Source organism: Paraburkholderia ginsengiterrae (assembly GCF_001645125.1).
Classification (GTDB): Bacteria; Pseudomonadota; Gammaproteobacteria; order Burkholderiales; family Burkholderiaceae; genus Paraburkholderia; species Paraburkholderia ginsengiterrae.
This window is the reverse complement of sequence record NZ_LXKA01000110.1, coordinates 66,494-86,371: the sequence shown is the minus strand read 5'-3', so window position 1 is coordinate 86,371 and position 19,878 is coordinate 66,494. Positions and strand designations below refer to the sequence as shown.

Below are 19,878 nucleotides of genomic sequence, written 5' to 3'. Positions count from 1 at the left end.
TCGGCAGGACCAGACAGTCGGGGTGAGCGATGACAACAGCGATGGTCAAACAGGAAATTGCCGTAGCGTCGTTCAGCCGGGTCTACGACCTCGATCAGGTCGAGACCGCGCTGAACGATCTCGGTGAGGGCGCGAACGAGGCGCTGCGCGCAACGTACGAAAAGATGCTGAAAACCGGCAATCTGCGCTTCTGTGTCAAACCGAACCGGATGCCGTCGATCGACGATCTGATCGACGCGCTGCCCAACTTTTCCACCCCGCTCGACGACGTCCGCAAGCAGGTCGCGCTGTGCCTGGAAACCGAAGACCGGCTCGAACTGATGCCGATGCTTCTGCTAGGCGACCCCGGCATCGGCAAGACGCACTTTGCGAAACAATTGGCGCGCCTGCTCGGCACCGCCTATCAATACGTGGCGATGAGTTCGCTGACGGCGGGATGGATTCTCTCGGGCGCCTCGTCGCAATGGAAGAACGCCAAGCCGGGCAAGGTGTTCGATGCGCTCGTGAACGGCAGCTACGCTAACCCGGTGATCGCCGTCGACGAAATCGACAAGGCCACCGGCGATTCGCAATACGATCCGCTCGGCGCGCTGTATGCGCTGCTCGAGCACGACACGGCGCAAAGCTTCACCGACGAATTCGCCGAGATTCCGATCAATGCGGGCCACGTGATCTGGATCGCCACGGCCAACGACGAGCGCTCGATTCCCGAGCCGATCCTGAACCGGATGAATGTGTACGAGATTCCGCCACCGGATCACGCCGGCGCGCGCCGTATCGCGCAGTCGATCTATGACGAAATCCGTTCAGCGCATAACTGGGGGCTGCGTTTTCCCGAGGTGCTCGGCGAGCCGGCGCTCGACGCACTGAAGCAGGCCTCGCCGCGCGCCATGCGCCGTGCGATTCTCAACGGCTTCGGCGCCGCGCGGATAGACGGACGCGACCGGATCGAAGCACGCGACATTCTTCTGGATTACGGAAACCGTCGAAAACCGATCGGTTTTTGAGGTTTTTTGCCTTTTTTTGTAAAAAACTGCCAGTTGGCGGCTTTTGGCGGCCTTAAACAGGGAATCCATGCCAAAGTTGTGGTGAATGTCGTGGCAATTATTGCTATTAATGAGATCGCGGACCGGCGCCGTCTGCGCCGCGTCCGGTGCGACAGCGCGAGCGTCTCTTCCGGCGGTGGTTCGGCAACGCACGAAGAGGCGAGCACGGCGCCCTTCGACGGCGTACACTGATTTTGTCCGGCCGATACGTTTGAGACGCGCTCAAGACCGAATGCCCGCAGTCGCTCCTCACTGCGGGCATTTCTGTCTGTACGGCGTCGTACAATTTTGCGTAGCGGTTGCGAAAGGGCAGGTGCGTTCGACAGCGAGCGGTGTGCGGCATACGGTGGCCGCATCCTGTCTACATCTCCATCGGGTGAACGAGGCAGCGCGCGGAGAGGTTGGCCGCGTCAAGGGACATGGACCAAATCGAATGTGTGGTGATCGGCGCGGGCGTGGTCGGTCTGGCAGTGGCGCGCGCGTTGGCGGCGCGTGGGCGCGAGGTGATCGTGCTGGAAGCGGCCGAAGCGATCGGCGTGGGCACCAGTTCGCGCAACAGCGAGGTGATTCACGCAGGCATCTACTATCCGCGCGGCTCGCTCAAGGCGGCGCTGTGCGTGCGCGGCCGCGAGATGCTCTACGACTACTGCGTCGAGCGCGGTGTGCCGCATTCCCGCTGCGGCAAACTGCTGGTCGCCACGTCGCGCAACCAGATTCCCCAGCTCGAAAGCATTCTGGCCAAAGGGCGCGACAACGGCGTGCTCGACCTGATGCGAATTACCGGCGACCAGGCGCAAGCGCTCGAGCCGGCGCTCGAATGTGTCGAAGCGGTGTTCTCGCCGCAGACGGGCATCGTGGATAGTCACCAGTTGATGCTGGCGATTCAGGGCGACGCCGAGCGCGACGGCGCGGTGTGTGCGTTTCATGCGCCTGTCGAAGCGATCGAAGCCAGCAACGGCCGCTTCATCATCAAGGTGGGCGGCAGCGCGCCGACCACGATCAGCGCCGCCTGCGTGATCAACAGCGCCGGCCTCCATGCAAACGCCCTGGCGCGCAAGATCCGCGGACTCGACGCGCGCCACGTGCCGCCGCTCTATCTGGCGCGCGGCAACTACTTCAGCATCTCGGGGCGCGCACCGTTCAGCCGCCTGATTTATCCGATGCCGAACGAAGCCGGCCTCGGCGTGCACCTGACGCTCGACCTGGGCGGCCAGACGCGTTTCGGTCCCGATGTCGAATGGGTCGATGCCATCAATTACGAAGTCGACCCGCGTCGCGCGGAATCGTTTTACGCGGCGATTCGCGCCTACTGGCCAGCACTCGCGGACGGCGCGCTGCAGCCCGCTTATGCCGGGATTCGTCCGAAGCTGTCCGGGCCGGGCGAGCCGGCCGCCGACTTCGTGATTCATGGTCCGGCCGCGCATGGCGTGCGTGGGCTCGTCAATCTGTTTGGAATCGAGTCGCCGGGTTTGACGGCATCGCTCGCTATCGCTCAGCGTGTTTGCGAATTGAGCGGGCGCGCATAACGCCCCGGTGTGTCGTTTCGTCGCACGTTGCCCACCTGCGTGCGATCGATTCGCATTACGCATGTGAAATTCGCCAGCGCGTCGTAGCAATTCGGTTATCTCTATCATTTGGGATATCACGGGCGACAGCTTCATTGCTATCCTTGGGGACCGCTGTCACCAGAACGGCGATCAGTTCAATATAAATGGAGTGAGTCCCCATGAAGTCTTCCCGTCGTACGTTTTTGATCACCAGCATCGGTGTGGCATCCACGTTCGCGCTGTCGCGCCAGGCTTTCGCCGACGCACCCAAGGTCGCCGAATCCGATCCGACCGCGCAAGCTCTGGGCTACAAGGAAGACGCGAGCAAGGTCGACAAGGCCAAGTTTGCGAAGTACGCGGCGGGCCAGGATTGCGGCAACTGCAGCTTCTACCAGGGCAAGGCGACCGACGCTTACGCGGGCTGCCCGATGTTCGCCGGCAAGCAGGTCGCGGCCAAGGGTTGGTGCAGCGCATATAATAAGAAGGCCTGATTACGCGCTCGCAGCGTATCTAGGCGATACCACGCGAAATGCGCCGCAACATGGCGGCGCGCAACCGCGGATCAATCATCAAGGCGCCTGCCACCGTGTGTGGCAGGCGCCTTTTTGTTGCTTGAAAACAGCTTGTGCGCTCTTTACACTCCAAGGCGACCTCTGCGGCCAGTGCTGTCTTTGCCCAAATGCGCTAACACGCCATAGCGCTGAAACAACCAACAATCAGGTACTTCTCGCGGGCTGGAGATTCGAATGACACCAGCGTCAAGGAGCCTTCATACGCGGGCCGTCGTCGCGGCCGTGATCGGCAACGCACTCGAGTGGTACGACTTCACCGTGTACGGTTTCCTGACCGTGGTGATCGCGCAGTTGTTCTTTCCGGCGGGCAACGATTATGTGTCGTTGCTGCTCGCCACCGCGACCTTCGGGGTCGCTTTCATCGTCCGGCCAATCGGCGGCATCGTACTTGGGCTCTATGCGGATCGCGCGGGCCGCAAGGCGGCGTTGTCGCTCGTCATTGCGCTGATGACCCTTGGCATGCTGCTTCTCGCAATCGCGCCGCCCTATTCGGCAATCGGCATTGGCGCGCCGTTGATGATCGTGCTCGGACGCATGCTGCAAGGCTTTTCCGTCGGCGGCGAGTTCGGCAGCTCGACGGCCTTGCTGATCGAAGCGGCGCCGTTCTCGAAGCGCGGCTTCTACGGCAGCTGGCAGATGGCGAGCCAGGCGGCGGCGCTGCTGCTCGGCGCGCTGGTGGGCGCGTTGATCACACATGGTCTGTCGCCCGAGGCGTTGCAGTCCTGGGGATGGCGCGTGCCCTTCATGCTGGGTTTGATCATTGGCCCGATCGGCTTTTACATTCGCCGCCGTCTTGCCGATTCGGAAGCCTTTCTGCTCGCGCAAAAAAACGCGCGGCGCGCTACGCTCGGCGAAGTCTTTCACAGCCACGGCCGCGACCTGTTGTGCGGACTCGGGTCCGTCATCGCACTCACCGTGACGGTCTATGTGCTGATCAGCTATTTGCCGACCTTCGCGGTCAAGCAACTCAAGTTGCCTTACGCCCAATCCTTCTACGCGCTGATCGTCGGCAATCTATTGTTGACGGTGCTCTCGCCGTTGACCGGCGCATGGTCGGACCGGATCGGGCGCAAGGGGCTGGCGCTGTGGTCGCTGGTGATCACGCTGGTGATCATGTATCCGCTGTTCGCGTGGCTGGCGGCGGAGCCGAGCACGTCCAAGCTGATTCTCGTCCAGGCACTGCTGTCGATTACGCTGTCGGGCTACTACGGGCCGTGCGGCGCGCTGATCGCCGAGCTGTTCCCGGCGAATGTGCGCGCGATCGGCCTATCGCTGGCCTACAACGTCGCGGTGATGGTGTTTGGCGGCTTCGGACCGCTCGTCGTCACGTGGCTTATCGACATGACTGGCTCGCCGCTCGCGCCGACCTATTACGTGATGGGCGGACTGGCGCTCTCGATTGTCGCGGTGGCCTGCATTCCCGGTCAGCGCCACGCGGATCTCGACGCGCGGCGCAAGCCCGCTTGAGCAGTGGCCTGAGCGGCGGCCTGTAGCGGTGGCTTGAACGGCGGCCCGAGTTAGCTGCGGGCCTGCATCAGCGGCGGACGCCTGTCGAACCACGGACGCGCCGCTTCGAGTTGCGTGGCCAGACGCAGGAGCGTCGCTTCGCCGCCCTCGCGCGCGGCGAACTGCACGCCGACCGGCAATCCGCGCGCATTCCAGTAAAGCGGCACCGACATCGCCGGCTGGCCGCTCAGATTGAACAGTTCGGTGCAGCCTGCCCACGTGAACGCCTTATCCGACGCCTCCGCCAGCACTTTCTTCAACAGCGCTTCGAGCGGCATGGCGGTGACCGCGCGCATCTGCATGCGTTCCGTCGAGGTGGGATGCATCTCGCCGATCTTGATCGGCGGCGCGGCGAGCGTGGCGCACAGGATCACGTCGTAGCGGTTCAGCAGATCGGTGAGCCGTTCGGTGATGCGGCGCTGTTCCTCGAGCGCGCCAGGCAGTCCGCGTTCGCCGAGCTTGCGGCCGACATGGGCCATCGCCCACGTGGATATTTCGAACTCGTCGCGCAGCGGTTTGCGGCCGCTGATGCGCTCGGCATTCAGCACCAGATCTTCCGCGGTCACGGACCAGAGCATGAGAAACGCATGCCGGACCGCCGCGAAATCGATATCGAGCGACACCGGTTCGATGCGATGGCCAAGCGAGCTGGCGAGTTGTGCCGCGTCGTCGAGCGCGGCGCGCGAGTCGGCGGAAAGCGCGGGCGCCAGCATCGGCTCGGTGACATAGGCAATGTTCAGCGGTTTGCACGGCTCGCGGCTCGCGCCCAGAAACGTTCCCGGCGCGCCGAGCGGCCGGTCTGCGTGACCGGCCAGCAGGTCGAGCAGCAACGCACTGTCGCGCACGCTGCGCGACACCGCGTGGTCGACGCCGAGGTCACCGGCGGCACGGGCCTGCACTGCTTTGGGCACTCGTCCGCGGGAAGGTTTGAGGCCGAACAGTCCGCAGCATGAAGCCGGAATGCGGATCGAGCCGCCGCCGTCCGATGCGTGCGCGAGCGGCACGATGCCCGCCGCGCCGGCCGCCGCCGCGCCGCCGCTCGAGCCGCCCGGGGTATGGTCGAGACTCCACGGATTGCGGCACGCGCCGAACAGTTCGGGCTCCGTATAAGGCATCTGGCCGAGTTCGGAGGTGCTGGTCTTGGCGAAGATGTTGAGTCCGGCCGCCTTCGCAAGCGTGACCACCGGCGCGTCTTCGGTGGGAATGAAATGGCGGTAGTGCCGGCTGCCCATCGACATGCGCAGTCCGGCGACCGGCGCGCCGAGATCCTTGATCAGATACGGCACGCCTGCCAGCGCGGACTGCGTGCTGGTACCGTTCGCGTGGCCGGCGCCGTTCGCGGCACGGTTCGCGTCGTCGCGGGAGGCGCGCTGACGGGCTGCATCGTAGTCCTTCAGGACAATCGCGTTGATCGCGGGATTGACGGCTTCGGTGCGTGAGATCGCGATATCGAGCAGTTCGCGTGCGCTGGTCTGGCGGGTTCGCACGAGCTCGGCGAGACCGGTGGCGTCATGGGCGAGATAGTCTGAATGCACGACGGATGAGCCCTCTCTATCGATGATGGGAACGGCCGGTGGTCCATGCGCGCGATGAGCGGCCTCACTTAGCGTCCCGTCGCTCAGGCCCGATGCCACGCAAGGAAGAAGACGGCACGCGGCTGACGCGCCGTCTTTGAGAGAGTAACTGAGTTCACCGCGCGAGTTGCCACGCGAGTGACTCACGCCAGTCACAAGCGTGCGTTACAGGCGTTCGCCGAGGAACGTCAGCGTGCGGCCATGCGCCAGCGCGGCGGCGCGCTGGTTATACGACGCGCGGTCCGAGCAGTTGAAGCCGTGATCGGCGTTCGGATAGATGTTGAATTCGGCGTCGGCGCGGCCGGCGAAGCGCTCCTGAATCTCACCGACAGCCGACAGCGGAATATGCGCGTCGAGTTCGCCGTAGTGGAATTGCATTGGCACCTTGATCTTCGCGGCTTCATCGAGCTGATTCTGGATGCCGCCGCCGTAGTAGGCGACCGCGCCGTCGAGCGTGCCTTGCGCGGCGGACAGATACGCGAGCCGGCCGCCGAAGCAGTAGCCGATTGCCGCGATCTTGCCGGTCACTTCCGGCATCGCGCGCAGCGCGGCGGCGGCCGCGCCGATGTCGGCCACGGCGAGACCCACGTTGGTCTTCTGCATCAGTTCGATGCCTTTTTCGCGATCGGCGCCGTCGTATGTCAATTCAACGCGCGGTTGAACGCGCCAGAAGATATCGGGTGCGAGCGCGATATAGCCGTCTTGCGCGTACTGATCCGCCACCGAGCGGATATGGCTGTTCACGCCGAAAATTTCCTGGATGATGATGACGGCCGGTCCCTTGCCGCTCTTGGGCAGCGCGAGGTAGCCGCCGAAACTGTCGTCGCCGGCGGGAATGTCGATCCATCGGGAAGTCGTGCTCATGTTGCTCTCCATTGACTCGCGCGCGCTCGCGCGAGGTTGGTCTGAATGAATGCCGGAAGCGGGGCGGTCAGTTTGCCACCAAAAGAAACGGCTTGCAGTGTGGCCCCCCCGCGGCGCAATGGCGGGTGTCGTGCGGGGCTAATCTCGTAAGGGGAATGAAACATTCTCGATAATTTATTTTTCCAACGCGAGCCGCCTCGGTACAGTTAGGCGTAGCGGCTCGCCCATGCCGCGAGCGCGTCATCGAAGAGGAATCCACCATGAATGAAGACCGTTTTGTGACTCCGTTGGCGGAACGTTTCGAGTTGCGGGTGCCGGTCATGCAGGCGCCCATGGCCGGCGGCGCCACGACGCCGGCGCTGGTCGCAGCGGTGTCGAACGGCGGAGGCCTGGGTTTCCTGGCGGGCGCGGCGCTCTCGCCCGAGAAAATCGCGAGCGAAGTCGCGGCGATTCGGGCGCTGACGGATCGTCCGTTCGGCGTGAACCTGTTCGTGCTCGAACCGGCCGCGCCGGACGACGCTACCGTGCGTACCGCGCTCGAAGCCATCGACCCGCTGCGCGCGGAACTGGGTTTGCCGCCTGGCGGGCCGCTCGAACGCTATGCGCCGCATTTCCGCGCGCAACTGGACATGCTGATCGAATTGCGCGTGCCGGTGGCGAGCTTTACGTTCGGACTGCTTCCCTCCGACGACGTGGCCCGGCTCCATGCCGACGGGACCTACGTGATCGGGACCGCGACGCATGTCGCCGAAGGTTTGGCCTGGCGCGACGTGGGCGCCGACGCGATTGCCGCGCAAGGCGCGGAGGCCGGCGCGCATCGCGGCACGTTCATAGGCGCGTTCGAAGACGCGCTGGTCGGGACCATGGCGCTGGTGCCGCAGCTCGTCGACGCGACGGGTCTGCCGGTGATCGCCGCGGGCGGCATCATGGACGGGCGCGGCATCGTCGCCGCACTCGCGCTCGGCGCGCAAGCCGTGGCCATGGGCACCGCGTTTCTCACCAGTCACGAGAGCGGGGTGCCGAAGGCATGGAAAACCCGCGTACGCACTTCGTCCGATACGTCGACCTCGGTCACGCGCGCGATCACCGGTCGTCACGCGCGCGGCATACGCAATCCGTTGATGCAGCGGTTGAGCGAAGCGGAGCAGAAGATCGCGCCGTATCCGGTGCAAAACGCCCTCACGCAGGAGCTGCGTCAAAGCGCGGGCCGTGCGGGGAATAGCGACTATCTTTCCTTGTGGGCAGGCCAGGGCGCGCCTTTGGGCCGCGCGCGCCGCGAAGATATCGGCGCCGCCGAACTGATGCGGCAACTCGAGCAGGAATGGCGCGAGGCGACGGCGCGCATTGCCGCTCATCAACGCTGATTCAGCATGACCCCGGCGCGTCTCGCAACCGTTTGCGACGCGCCTTATTTTTTCAGACGCAAAGCTTTTTGGACGATTAACGGTTTAACACGCGAAACACTTTAGGGTATGCCGTTAGACGAAAGCCTCACATAGCGGAAACCCGCATGGGCTGGTGGTTTCCAGCCACTCTATCCAGTCGGAATCGGCGCTTGTTGGATAAACGCTATTAGTGTTCATCCCACTTCCTCAAAAAAGTCCCACAAATTAATTTGATAGCCTACACTTGCGCGCAAGTACGGTTTGCCGCCTGCCACAAACAGTCCGGCGAGGGTACTGGCCAAGTGCATGAACGATGCAACCGGCGTGGTCGTCCACGGGACTGAGCGACACGTGTTGGGGAAGCGGGGGCACAGGGCGATTACGTTGTTTTTGGGACCGAAACTGGAGACTTACATGAACATCAAGATTCAAAAGCTGTTGCCGATCAGCGCTGCGGCCATGTTGTTTGCGTCGATGGCAACCGGCGCGGTGGCGGACGAGGTCGTCAAGATCGGCCACGTCGCACCGTTGACCGGCGGTATCGCTCACCTGGGTAAAGACAACGAAAACGGCGCGCGCCTGGCAGTTGAAGAAATCAACGCCAAGGGCCTGACGATCGGTGGCCAGAAAATCACGCTGCAACTCGACGCACAAGACGACGCAGCCGACCCGCGTACCGCTACGCAGGTTGCGCAGAAGCTGGTCGACGACAAGGTCGTCGCAGTGGTCGGCCACCTGAATTCGGGTACGTCGATTCCGGCTTCGAAGATCTATAGCGATGCAGGCATCGTGCAGATCTCGCCGTCGGCCACGAACCCGGCTTACACGCAACAGGGCTTCAAGACGACGTACCGCGTCGTGGCGACCGATGCGCAACAAGGCCCGGCACTGGCTAACTACGCATCCAAGTCCATGAAGGTGAAGAGCGTCGCGATCGTCGACGACTCGACCGCTTATGGTCAGGGTCTGGCAAACGAATTCGAAAAGACCGCGAAATCGCTGGGCCTGAACGTGATGTCGCATGACGCGACGAACGACAAGGCTGTCGACTTCCGCGCGATTCTGACGAAGATCAAGGGCGAAAACCCGGACGCGATCATGTACGGCGGTATGGACGCAACCGGCGGCCCGTTCGCCAAGCAAGCCAAGCAGCTCGGCCTGCGCGCGAAGGTGCTGGCAGGCGACGGCGTGTGTACCGACAAGCTGTCGGACCTGGCTGGCGACGCAACCGACAACATCGTCTGCTCGGAAGCCGGTATGGCGCTCGAGAAGATGTCTGGCGGCGCAGCGTTCCTCGCCAAGTATCAGAAGCGTTTCGGTCAGCCGATCCAGATCTACGCTCCGTTCACGTATGACGCTGTGTACATCATCGTCGACGCTATGAAGCGTGCGAACTCGACCGATCCGGCGAAGATCCTGGCAGCAATGCCGGCTACGGACTACAAGGGTGTGATCGGTGAAACCACGTTCGACTCGAAGGGCGACCTTCAGCACGGCGTGATCTCGCTGTACAACTACAAGGCAGGCAAGAAGACGCTGCTCGACGTAGTGAAGATGTAAGACCGCATGATCGAAGACGGCCTGGTCTGTCTTCGATCCAATGGTTGACGAGGCACGCGCGCCGCAAGGTTCGCGTGCCTTTTCTTTGGTACATCCGCATTGTTGGGGGAGAGGGTCGTGACTACTGGGAGCCGTTCAATCGACGACGCATGGCGTCGCTGGATTGCCGAGAATCTGCTGCTCGAAGCTCCACCGCCGGCGTTGCATGGCGCGCTGGTCGGGCATGGCTTCGACGCGGCCGAGGCCGCGCGAGAAATCGATGCGGCGCTCGCGAGTCCTTACTTTCACGGGGCAACGCGCCTGCGCAATCGTTTGCGCAAGCGTGAATGGATCTTGTCGGTGTATGGCGAACTCAATCGCATGCGCGCCGGAAGCGGCGAGATCGAGCGGCGCGAACGCTTGCCGCGCGACGTGTTCTTTGAGCAGTACTACTTTCAGAACCGGCCGGTGATTATCACTGGCGCGTTCGACTCCTGGCCCGCGCGCACGCGCTGGAGTTTCGATTACTTTCGCGAGCGGTGCGGGGATTGTGAAGTCGAAGTGCAGTTTGGCCGCGAGTCGGATACGAATTACGAAATCAATCAGCCCAGGCTCAAGCGCATGATGCGCTTTGCCGATTATGTCGATCTCGTCGAAAGCAGCGGTCCGACCAACGATTTCTACATGACCGCCAATAACACCTCGCATAATCGCGCGGCGCTTGCGGCATTGTGGTCCGACGTCCCAACAATCGGCGAGTACCTCGACGCCGGATCGCCCGATACCGGTTTCTTCTGGATGGGGCCGCCCGGAACCAGGACGCCGTTTCACCATGACCTGACCAATAACTTCATGGCGCAGGTTATCGGCCGCAAAAAGATCAAACTCGTGCCGTTATCCGACACGCCGCATATGGCGAACCATCTGCATTGCTATTCGCAGGTGGACGGCAGTGCGATCGACTACGAGGTGTTTCCGGCGATGCGCAATGCGCAGTTGATCGAATGCACGCTCGCACCCGGCGAACTATTGTTTCTGCCGATCGGCTGGTGGCATTACGTGGAAGGACTCGACGCATCGGTCACGATGACGTTCACCAATTTTCTGCGCAGTAACGATTTTGCGCAGCGCTACGACACGTATCACGAACTGTGACTTTGACGCTGCGCCACGGTGAATTGGACTGTGGTCGCGAAATGATGCGCGGTAAAACGCAGCGATAAAAAAACGGCGGGCCAGTTGCCTGGCTCGCCGCCCCCCTTTCGGCGCTTGTTTTGCCGCGCCGTTATTTGCTGCCGTTATTCGTGTTCGTCACTTCTTCGGCGTGAGACCGCCGAGGCCGCTGAGCAAGCCGCCGCCCCCCGTGCCGCCGGCCGACGTCGCCGCGCCGGTCAAGGTGCCGGTGACGGTGGTGAGCAGGCCGGTGACCGGAGCGAGCGGGTTGCCGGCCCCGCCGCTGCTACCCGATCCCGTTGCCGAACCCAATGCGCCGGTCAGCGACGAGACGGCTGACGTCACAGGTGCAAGCGGATTGCTCGAACCGGTGCTGCCGCCGAGTCCGCCGGTCAGGCTGCTGACCACGTTGGTCAGCGGCGCAAGCGGGCTGCTGGAGCCCGTGCTGCCGCCGAGTCCGCCAGTCAGCGTGCTGACCACGTTGGTCAACGGCGCAAGCGGGCTGCTGGAGCCCGTGCTGCCGCCGAGTCCGCCAGTCAGCGTGCTGACGACGTTGTTCAACGGTGCGAGCGGGCTTCCGGAGCCGGCGCTGCCGAGTCCGCCGGTCAACGTGCTGACGACGTTTGTGAGCGGCGCGAGCGGGCCACCGGAACCGCCACCGCCTGTCAGGCCGCCGCTTAGGGTGCCGGGCAGCGCAGTGAGGATGTTGGTCAGCGGCGCGAGCGGCGAACCGGAGCCGCCGCCGCTGCCGCCGGTGCCGCCGGCCGTCAGCAGACCACCCGCGGACGTGACCGTGTCGCCGAGCTTCGTCACGACATTGCCGAGATTCTGGCCGATCGGATTGCCGGTTGCGCCGCTAAGCTGGCCGCCGGCGCTGTCGAGGCCGTGACCGATAGTCGACAGCAGGCCGTTCAGCGGTGAGCCCAGACCGGTCGTGTCACCGACCGTTTGGGTAGTCTGCGCGAGCGTGGACGTGATCGGCGTGATCGCGGTGTTGACGTTTTGCGTGACCTGCTGGATCGGCCCGCTCGTCAGTTGTGTGCCGAGCGTCGTACCCAGCCCGCTGACGGCGTTGCCGACCGCCGAGACCGTGGAGCCGAGCGGTGTGGTCAGCGGGCTGAGTGGTGCGGTGGGCCCGCTGCCGAGACTCGTGACGAGCTGGCCGGCGCTGTTGACCGCCTGGCCTGCGTTATAGACCAGGCCGCCGCTGCTCGCGAGCGTCGTGCCGAGCGGATCGGCGGCATTGCCGAGCTGGCCAAGGCCGTTCACCACGCCGCTGCCGACGGCGGTCACGCCGTTGCCGAGATTCGAAACGACATTGCCGAGCGCCGTGGTGGTCGCCGGGTTGGCGCCCGGAATCGGAGTGAGGCCGATCTGGCTGCCGATCGAGGAGACGGTTTGGCCGGCGGCGGTGACCACGTTGCCGGTGTTTTGCACGACGACGCCGACCGGGTTGGCGCTCGAGGGCGTCGGGGTGGGCGTCGGCGTCGGCGTGGGTGTCGGCGTAGGAGTGGGTGTGGGCGTAGGCGTCGGAGTGGGCGTCGGCGTCGGCGTCGGGGTTGGCGTAGGCGTGCCCGAGCCGTTTCCAGAACCCGAGCCGTTCCCTAGACCCGGCTTGACCAACGTGCTTCCACATCCTGTCAGGACGATCATCGACGTGACGCACATGGCGATCGCCGTCAGCTTGAATTTGCGATTCATGGTCTGCTCCCCCGTAATTTGGACACTGCTGGGAGAGCTAACTGCAAGGCCTATGCCATTTCTGATCGCATGGCTGTCTTTCTTAATATAGTCTTATTAATCAATGACTTATGTTACGCGCGAGAAGCGTGAAGGCGCCTCGGCCTACGCCGTGTGTCGCGGAACGCGTCAGTGTGCGGGCCGCGCGTAACGTAACGTAAGAAACCAGCGTTTTGTATCTCTTCGTTTGTCGCGATGCAGCACCGGCGTACGCTGGCGTCAGATTTTTAAACGCCGCAGCACCTTCGGGCCGATGAGGGCGATCAAGGCGGAACATAAGGCGACCACCGACAAACCGATCGGCAAACTGGTGGCCTGCGTCACCGCACCGATGATCACCGGCCCGAACAACAGTCCGAAATAGGCCAGCCCGGCGACATGCGCGAGTCCCTCCGCAGCATGAATGCCCTTGACGCTTGCCGCCGCCGCGAACAGCACGGGCATCATGTTCGCCAGACCGAGGCCCATCAGCGTGAAGCCGATCAGCGCGGCAACCGGGTTGGGCAGCAACAGCGCGCCGACCATCCCGGCGCAGGCGAGCGTGGCGCTCGCCATGACCAGTTGTGGCGCGCCGAAGCGGGCGCGCACCGCGTCGCCGGCAAAACGCGCGGCTGCCATGCCGCCCGAGAATGCCGCGTAGGCCGCGCTCGCAAGCGCCGGCGTGGCCAGTACGACGTCGCGCATATAGACAGTGGCCCAGTCGTACATGGCGCCTTCCGCAATCAAGGCGACGAGGGCCATGGCACCAAGCGCCCACAACGCCGGCGAGCGCCAGGGGTTCGCGCGCGGCGTGGCGGCATCGGGGTGGTCGGCGTGCGGCACGTGCGGCAGCACGGCGGGGCATGCGGCGATCAGAACCAGCGCGCTGACCGCCGCGGCCAGTATCAGATGGACTGCCGGCGCCATGCCGCGCGACAGCAGCGCGCCGCCCGCCGCTGCACCGAACATCCCGCCGATGCTGAACATGCCGTGCAGCGACGACATGATCGGCTTGCCGAGGGCTTTCTCGACCGCGCTGGCTTCGGCGTTCATTGCGACATCGAGCGTGGCCATGCCCGCGCCGAAGATAGCCAGCACGACAAGCAGCAGCCAGTACGTCGGCACGACCAGAATCAGCGCCGCGCACGCCGCCATGACGAGACCGCCGGCGAGGCAGGCGCGCCGCGTGCCGACCCGTGCAATCCACGACGCATTGGCCGCCATCGCGCCGATCGAACCGCCCGCCACGGCGAGCAGCGCGAACGAGAGCAGCGCCGCATTCAGATGGAAACGGTCGCGCACCGTCGGCACATGCACGCCCCACGAGGCGTACATCATGCCGGCGATAAAGAACAACGCCATGGTGGCAATCCGCGCCCGCTGCCGGGCGGTGCCGGACAGGTCGCGGTGAGCGGCGGGGAGGTGGGCGAATTCAGACGAGTGGTCAGACACGGATATCTCGTGAGGAGGACGCGCGAGAAAGCGCGTTGAAAGCGAGTTTTCGATTCTAACCAGGCGTGGTGTCTTATGCTTGGAAAGCGGCGTCCGCATACTCGCGGCCGAACAACTCGAACGCGCCGGGCTGTGCGGCGATCCGCACGCCGGGTTTTTCGCGATTCGCCGCTCATTTCCATCAAGGAACGCGCACTTGAACATTCCCGCTCACGCTCCGCTGCATCTGCTGCACACGGCCCCCACCGGCACGCTTGCCACTCACGCGCGCCAGCCGGAAGGCTTTCCTTATCCGACCGTGCTGCCGTTCGCGCCTGACCCGCAGCATCGCCCGGTGATTCTGGTCAGCCGGCTCGCCGAGCATACGCACAACCTGCATGCGGATCCGCGCGCGGGTTTTCTGGCGGTTGACGCGCCCGGCGGCGATGTACTGAGTGGCCAGCGTGTGACTTTGCTCGGCACGTTCGAACCGGTCGATTCAACCCCCGAGGTCGTGCAGCGCTATCTGCGCTACCACCCGGATGCGGAGCGCTATCTGGTGCTCGGCGATTTTACTTTCTGGGTGATGAGGCTTGAACGCTTGCGTTATATAGGCGGCTTTGGCGCAATGGGATGGCTTGGCGGCTCAGAGCTCGATCCATTGCCGCCATTGAGTGGCGACGAGGAAAACGCGCTTATGTCAGTATTTGCCGGCCATTCTGTTAGTGCTGGCGGATTTGAACTGCTTGGTGTCGATCGATATGGCGTGGATCTGAAAAAGAACGGTGCGCGCGAGCGTTTTGTCTTTGACGATGCCAAAGTCAATACAGAATCCTTGCACGCGGCGCTCGAAGATTGCATGCGGCGCTAAGCGAATTAGTTTTTTCGCGCTTTTTGGGGAAAACACTCATATGGCAATAACGGTGTGAAACGTTTGTCGCAATATGTTACGACGTTTCAGGTTAAAGCTCTCATGGCATGAAATGTTGACGGCAAACAGAAGGCTTAAATTTCATGGTTTGATAGTTAATTCCCCGATTACCGATGCCGACTGCGTTTTTCAGCAAAACACGAAATCAGCTATTTGAAAGGAAGTGCCGTAACTCGGCGGCAGTCGCGAAATTTTTTGAAACGAGCCGCGATTAATTTAACACTCGAGCTTTTGTGGTTTTTCTAATTTGTGTTAATCTCGCCATCAAATTCCGACGGCATGATCACTTTGAAGGGCAAGCCGGCTTAAGACTGGCAGTCATTAAACCAAACCACAAGGGAACCTATGTCTTCCTACAAGGAACTACTCGCTCAGCGCGAGAAGCTCGAAAAGCAGATCGAAGAAGCGAAGTCGCGTGAATACGCAGAAGTATTGAATGAGATCAAGCAGAAAATGTCCGACTACGGCATTACGCTGGCTGAACTCGGTGGCGGCCGTGCCGCCAAAGGCGTTAAAGCAGGCCGTCCGCGCGCAGGCGTCGCACCGAAATACCGCGACCCGGATAGCGGCAGCACGTGGTCCGGCCGTGGCAAGCCGCCGCGCTGGATCGCCGGTCTGGATCGTGACAAGTTTCTCATTCAGAAGTAATGCTTTGGGCTGGGAGTAATGCTTCCGGCTATCAAGTAATACGAATAGCTTCAATCAGACACATCACTGTGTCTGCAGTTATGTAAAAAACCGCGTACCGTCGAGGGCGCGGTTTTTTTATTGCCACGACAAACTGCCGTGGTCTTTTGCCGCATGTGCTCCACGTAACTGGAACGCGAATGCTTTTCGTTTAGATAAGCGTCTGATTTAAAAGGGGATTTCAGGGTCTCTCCAGCGCAATTCGATATGCGCCGGGTAGAATACAGGCATTGAACTTTTTCACTTTGCTCTCGCGATGCCTCCCACCGCCGCCGCCGCTGCCCAATCCGCTGAGAAACATCGCGTTGCGCGCAAAAGTACCTTTGTCAGCATTGCGCTCAATACGGTGTTGATGGCGCTGCAAATCGTCATCGGCGTGTTTGCGCACTCGCAAGCCCTGGTCGCCGACGGTATCCATTCCCTCGCCGATCTGATTTCCGATTTTGTCGTGCTGATTGCCAATCGGCACAGCGGCGCCAAGCCCGACGCGGATCACAATTACGGGCACAGCCGTTATGAAACGGTGGCGTCGTTATTTTTCGGCGGGCTGCTGATCGCGGTAGGCGTCGGGATGCTGTGGCGCGCCGGAACGCGTCTCGCCGATCTGCAGGATATCCCCGCCGTCCATATGAGTGCTCTCGCGGTCGCGGTGCTGGTTCTGGTTTCCAAAGAGGCGCTGTTTCGCTACATGCTGCGTGAGGCGCAACGCGTGCGGTCGGCTATGTTAATTGCCAATGCGTGGCACGCGCGTTCAGATGCGGCGTCGTCGCTGGTGGTCGCGATCGGCATTATCGGCAGTCTCGCCGGCGTGCGGTTGCTCGATCCAATTGCGGCGGCGATTGTCGGCTTCATGGTGGCGCGCATGGGCTGGACGTTCGGCTGGGACGCACTGCAGGATCTCTCCGACCGCGCACTCGACGAAGCCGCAACCGCCGATATGCGCGCGCTACTCCTCGCGACGCCCGGCGTGCGCGACGTGCACGAAATGCGCACGCGCAAGATGGGCGATTTTGCCCTCATCGACGCGCACATTCTGGTCGATCCGCAGATCTCAGTGTCGGAGGGGCATTACATTGCGGAGTCGGCGCGTTTGCGCGTGCTGACCGACAATCGCGTGCTCGACGCGTTGATCCACGTCGATCCGGAAAACGATGCGGTTGCGCACCCGCCGGTCGATCTGCCGACTCGCGAGCGGGTGGTCGCGGAAGTGAACGCCGCATTGGCACCCTGCGGCGTGAAGGCGGCCGCCGTGAACATTCACTACCTGAGCACCGGGCTCGACGTTGAGGTGGTGTTGCCGAAACCGCTTTCCGGCGCGTCGAATGGCGAAGTATCTCAGGCTGCCTCGATTGATCTGGCAGCGCTCAAGGCCCGCCTGGGTGCGCGCAAGCTGGATCTGCGGCAGGAACTGGCGGCGTTGCCGGCGGGAGCATCTCAGGCAGGAGAAGCGAAGACCGATGGCGCGGCAACGAACGGCGTGAAGGCGACTGAGCCGCACAGCGCCATCTGAGGCTCGCGCCGCGCGAGCACGCCGCTTCTGCGTGGCGTGCCGCCAGACGATCACAGCGGCAATTGCGTATCGAATTTGATTTCGCGCAGCACGACGCTCGTACGCACCTGTGCGACGGCGGGAATCTTGAAGATGCGTTCGTGCAGAAAGCTGTCGTACGCCTTGATGTCCGGCGCGACGATCTTAAGGATGTAGTCGGATTCGCCTGTCGTGCTGTAGCACTCGGTGACCTCCGGGCACGTGGCAATTTCCCGTTCGAATTGCTCCACACCGCCCTCGGTATGGCGCGTAAGGTGAATATGCGCCAGCGCGCACACGTGCAGACCAAGCTTTTCCCGATCGAGCAGCGCCGTATAGCGCTGAATCACCCCCGATTGCTCCATGTCCTTGATGCGCCGCCAGCATGGCGTGCTCGACAGGCCGACCTGGTCGGAAATCTCCTGCACCGAGCGGCGTGCGTCGAGCTGCAGTAGGCGCAAAATTTTTTGCGAGAACGTATCGAGTGTCAACTGCGCCTCCGTTTGCGTCGCCGTATCAACGAATGGTAGAGGGCGCGAAAACGAAACGCAATGTAAAACGGCTTCGACGAGGGAGATTCCCTAATTTGCCGGTTCCTCAGCGGGGTTTTGTCCTGAGCCGTCCCCATCTTGACCGATTGCGAGGGAGATCGCCTGGCTTGCGCGCAGATCCTTCAGCATATTGCAGAAAAGCGCGCCTTGTTCGATGGCGTCGTCGAGTGCGACATGCGTATGCGGGTGTTCGTCGAACCAGTGCTTTGGAAAGCGCGGCTTGATGTTCTTGCGATACGGCAGGCCCGTCATCGCGAATGCCAGTGTCTTGATGTCGAGCGCCGACCAGGAAAACGGGCAGCGGCCGACAAACCGCATCATGTACCAGAACATATAGGTGAAGTCGAAGCCGGCGGGCATTGCCACGAACACCGGTTTGCCCGGCAACGCTTCGACCCAGTCCACATACGCCGTCAATGCCGCCGCGGGCGTTTGCAGGTCCTTGCGGCAGGCTTCCCATGCCTCAGGCTGCGTCTTCCACCACGCCTCCTGCACGGGATGCGGCGTGGCGCCTTCCAGCAGCTCGAGATTCGCCGAGAAGGTGGCGATCAGCTGCTTGTCTTCCGTGTAGGCGGCGGAGGCGAAGCTCAACATGGAATGCGGGCCGGGAATCGGGCCGTCAGCTTCCACGTCGGTGCTCACATAGATTTCGCTGCTCATGCCTCGACTCCGTCGGCGACGTACGGATTCGAGCGGCGTTCGGCGCCGAACGTCGAGGTGGGACCGTGTCCGGGAACGAAGGTGACGTCGTCGCCGAGCGGCCAGAGCCTCTCGCGGATCGAGCGCACCAGGTCCGCGTGATTGCCGCGCGGAAAATCCGTGCGGCCGATCGAACCGGCGAACAGCACGTCGCCCACCAGCGCGAGCCGATGCTTGCGGCTGAAGAACACCACGTGGCCGGGCGTGTGCCCCGGGCAGTGATAGACCTCGAGCGTTTCGGCGCCGAACTGCACGGTCTCTCCGTTCTGCAGCCAACGGTCCGGTTCGAAGGCTTCGGCCGCCGGAAAGCCGAAGCGCGTGCTTTGATCCGGCAGCTTGTCGAGCCAGAAGCGCTCGTCGGGGTGCGGGCCTTCGATCGGCACGCCGTAGTGCGCGGCGAGCGTTTTCGCGCCCGCGCAATGGTCGATGTGACCGTGGGTCAGGAAGACTTTTTCGACCGTCACGTTCTGCCGCGCGATTTCGCCCTGGATGATGTCGAGGTCGCCGCCCGGATCGACGACGGCCGCGCGTCCGGTTGCCTCGCAAACGAGCAGCGAACTGTTCTGCTGGAACGGCGTGACGGGGATCAAGGTGACTTTCATGGATGGCGGCGCCGCTGGAAAAACATCGATTGTACCGGCCTCTTGCGCGCGCTCGCCGGAGCCGGGCAAGCCTCGTCGCAGCGGGCTTCCGGCGGCTCATTCTTGCAGCAAAAGTGAAAATTCATCAAGGTTTTCAGTCGCTTGCCAACCTGGAATTTTGTTTTGGGTATAATGCGTCCTATGCACAGAGAATTGTGCATGCCACAAGGCGATGCGTCCCCATCAAAAATGGGCGCGCGGATCGCCACTCAAGTATGGGCTGCTGCGGTTGTCGGCAGCCATCAAGTATCGATGCGTTCGATGCACACGTCTTGCCCAGCCAGGCGCCACGCGCCTGCAACGGACTTAACTGCCGTGACGCTGGGTGGGGCCTACGCCGCCGTTCCTGCTCGCTGAGTTTCGCGCGCAAGAACGTGTTTGCCACGTTCGTCTGGCGGCATGTGGGGTCTGGTCAGGCTGCCGGGGACAGGTTGCGCCAGACGTGAAAATTAACCGTGCGGTAGCGGCTGAGTGAGCCGCATCCG

The 19,878-nt window shown here is 62.8% G+C and carries 18 protein-coding genes; 11 read left to right on the top strand and 7 right to left on the bottom strand.

All coding sequences use genetic code 11. The features are described from left to right. Positions 1–29 precede the first annotated feature (29 nt). The 5 genes from A6V37_RS08510 (at position 30) to A6V37_RS08495 (ending at position 4,632) form a co-directional block, all read left to right on the top strand. The gene (locus A6V37_RS08510) at positions 30–1,007 is read left to right on the top strand and encodes an AAA family ATPase (RefSeq protein WP_064266830.1); all 978 of its coding nucleotides are present in this window, start codon (positions 30–32) and stop codon (positions 1,005–1,007) included. A gap of 6 nt (positions 1,008–1,013) precedes the next feature. After that, the gene (locus A6V37_RS40520) at positions 1,014–1,238 is read left to right on the top strand and encodes a hypothetical protein (RefSeq protein ID WP_131799836.1); all 225 of its coding nucleotides are present in this window, start codon (positions 1,014–1,016) and stop codon (positions 1,236–1,238) included. A gap of 227 nt (positions 1,239–1,465) precedes the next feature. Further along, positions 1,466–2,572: an NAD(P)/FAD-dependent oxidoreductase gene (locus A6V37_RS08505; RefSeq protein ID WP_064285914.1), complete on the top strand. Its 1,107-nt coding sequence runs from the start codon at positions 1,466–1,468 to the stop codon at positions 2,570–2,572. 200 nt (positions 2,573–2,772) lie between these two features. Continuing rightward, positions 2,773–3,084, top strand: a complete 312-nt coding sequence (locus tag A6V37_RS08500; protein WP_064266828.1) for a high-potential iron-sulfur protein — start codon at positions 2,773–2,775, stop codon at positions 3,082–3,084. A gap of 255 nt (positions 3,085–3,339) precedes the next feature. Beyond that, the gene (locus A6V37_RS08495) at positions 3,340–4,632 is read left to right on the top strand and encodes an MFS transporter (RefSeq protein ID WP_064266827.1); all 1,293 of its coding nucleotides are present in this window, start codon (positions 3,340–3,342) and stop codon (positions 4,630–4,632) included. Positions 4,633–4,682: 50 nt separating this feature from the next. Here the strand turns inward: A6V37_RS08495 and A6V37_RS08490 are convergent, their stop codons facing one another. Next, on the bottom strand, positions 4,683–6,206 hold the full coding sequence (locus A6V37_RS08490; protein WP_064285913.1) for an amidase: 1,524 nt from the start codon (positions 6,204–6,206) through the stop codon (positions 4,683–4,685). 204 nt (positions 6,207–6,410) lie between these two features. Continuing rightward, a complete protein-coding gene (locus tag A6V37_RS08485) occupies positions 6,411–7,109 on the bottom strand; it encodes a dienelactone hydrolase family protein (RefSeq protein ID WP_064266825.1) in 699 nt (232 codons plus the stop codon). Positions 7,110–7,369: 260 nt separating this feature from the next. On the opposite strand from A6V37_RS08485, the gene A6V37_RS08480 reads away from it, so the two are divergent. The 3 genes from A6V37_RS08480 to A6V37_RS08470 all read left to right on the top strand — a co-directional run bounded on the left by A6V37_RS08480 (position 7,370) and on the right by A6V37_RS08470 (position 11,188). Then, entirely contained in the window at positions 7,370–8,473 is a 1,104-nt protein-coding gene (locus tag A6V37_RS08480; RefSeq protein WP_064285912.1) for an NAD(P)H-dependent flavin oxidoreductase, read from the top strand. A 435-nt stretch (positions 8,474–8,908) separates the two neighbouring features. Then, a complete protein-coding gene (locus A6V37_RS08475; protein ID WP_064266823.1) occupies positions 8,909–10,054 on the top strand; it encodes a branched-chain amino acid ABC transporter substrate-binding protein in 1,146 nt (381 codons plus the stop codon). Positions 10,055–10,171: 117 nt separating this feature from the next. After that, complete coding sequence (locus A6V37_RS08470) at positions 10,172–11,188, top strand: cupin-like domain-containing protein (RefSeq protein WP_064266822.1); 1,017 nt, start codon at positions 10,172–10,174, stop codon at positions 11,186–11,188. A gap of 156 nt (positions 11,189–11,344) precedes the next feature. Here the strand turns inward: A6V37_RS08470 and A6V37_RS08465 are convergent, their stop codons facing one another. Then, positions 11,345–12,907, bottom strand: a complete 1,563-nt coding sequence (locus A6V37_RS08465; protein ID WP_064285911.1) for a collagen-like triple helix repeat-containing protein — start codon at positions 12,905–12,907, stop codon at positions 11,345–11,347. Positions 12,908–13,165: 258 nt separating this feature from the next. Then, a complete protein-coding gene (locus A6V37_RS08460) occupies positions 13,166–14,581 on the bottom strand; it encodes an MFS transporter (RefSeq protein WP_423213102.1) in 1,416 nt (471 codons plus the stop codon). Here A6V37_RS08460 and A6V37_RS08455 point away from each other — a divergent pair. From A6V37_RS08455 to A6V37_RS08445, 3 genes are all read left to right on the top strand, one after another. Next, positions 14,574–15,227: a HugZ family pyridoxamine 5'-phosphate oxidase gene (locus tag A6V37_RS08455; protein ID WP_064267178.1), complete on the top strand. Its 654-nt coding sequence runs from the start codon at positions 14,574–14,576 to the stop codon at positions 15,225–15,227. The two genes, A6V37_RS08460 and A6V37_RS08455, sit on opposite strands and share 8 nt — an antisense overlap. A 405-nt stretch (positions 15,228–15,632) precedes the next feature. Beyond that, a complete protein-coding gene (locus A6V37_RS08450) occupies positions 15,633–15,935 on the top strand; it encodes an H-NS histone family protein (RefSeq protein WP_064266819.1) in 303 nt (100 codons plus the stop codon). A 295-nt stretch (positions 15,936–16,230) separates the two neighbouring features. Continuing rightward, on the top strand, positions 16,231–17,484 hold the full coding sequence (locus tag A6V37_RS08445) for a cation diffusion facilitator family transporter (RefSeq protein WP_064285910.1): 1,254 nt from the start codon (positions 16,231–16,233) through the stop codon (positions 17,482–17,484). A gap of 50 nt (positions 17,485–17,534) precedes the next feature. Here A6V37_RS08445 and A6V37_RS08440 read toward each other — a convergent pair whose 3' ends face one another. From A6V37_RS08440 to A6V37_RS08430, 3 genes are all read right to left on the bottom strand, one after another. Then, the gene (locus A6V37_RS08440) at positions 17,535–17,993 is read right to left on the bottom strand and encodes an Lrp/AsnC family transcriptional regulator (protein ID WP_012431468.1); all 459 of its coding nucleotides are present in this window, start codon (positions 17,991–17,993) and stop codon (positions 17,535–17,537) included. A 90-nt stretch (positions 17,994–18,083) separates the two neighbouring features. Continuing rightward, positions 18,084–18,713: a 3'-5' exonuclease family protein gene (locus A6V37_RS08435; protein WP_064266817.1), complete on the bottom strand. Its 630-nt coding sequence runs from the start codon at positions 18,711–18,713 to the stop codon at positions 18,084–18,086. Further along, positions 18,710–19,354, bottom strand: coding sequence for an MBL fold metallo-hydrolase (locus A6V37_RS08430; RefSeq protein ID WP_064267177.1), 645 nt, complete (start codon positions 19,352–19,354; stop codon positions 18,710–18,712). The genes A6V37_RS08435 and A6V37_RS08430 overlap by 4 nt, the downstream gene beginning before the upstream one ends. Positions 19,355–19,878 lie beyond the last annotated feature (524 nt).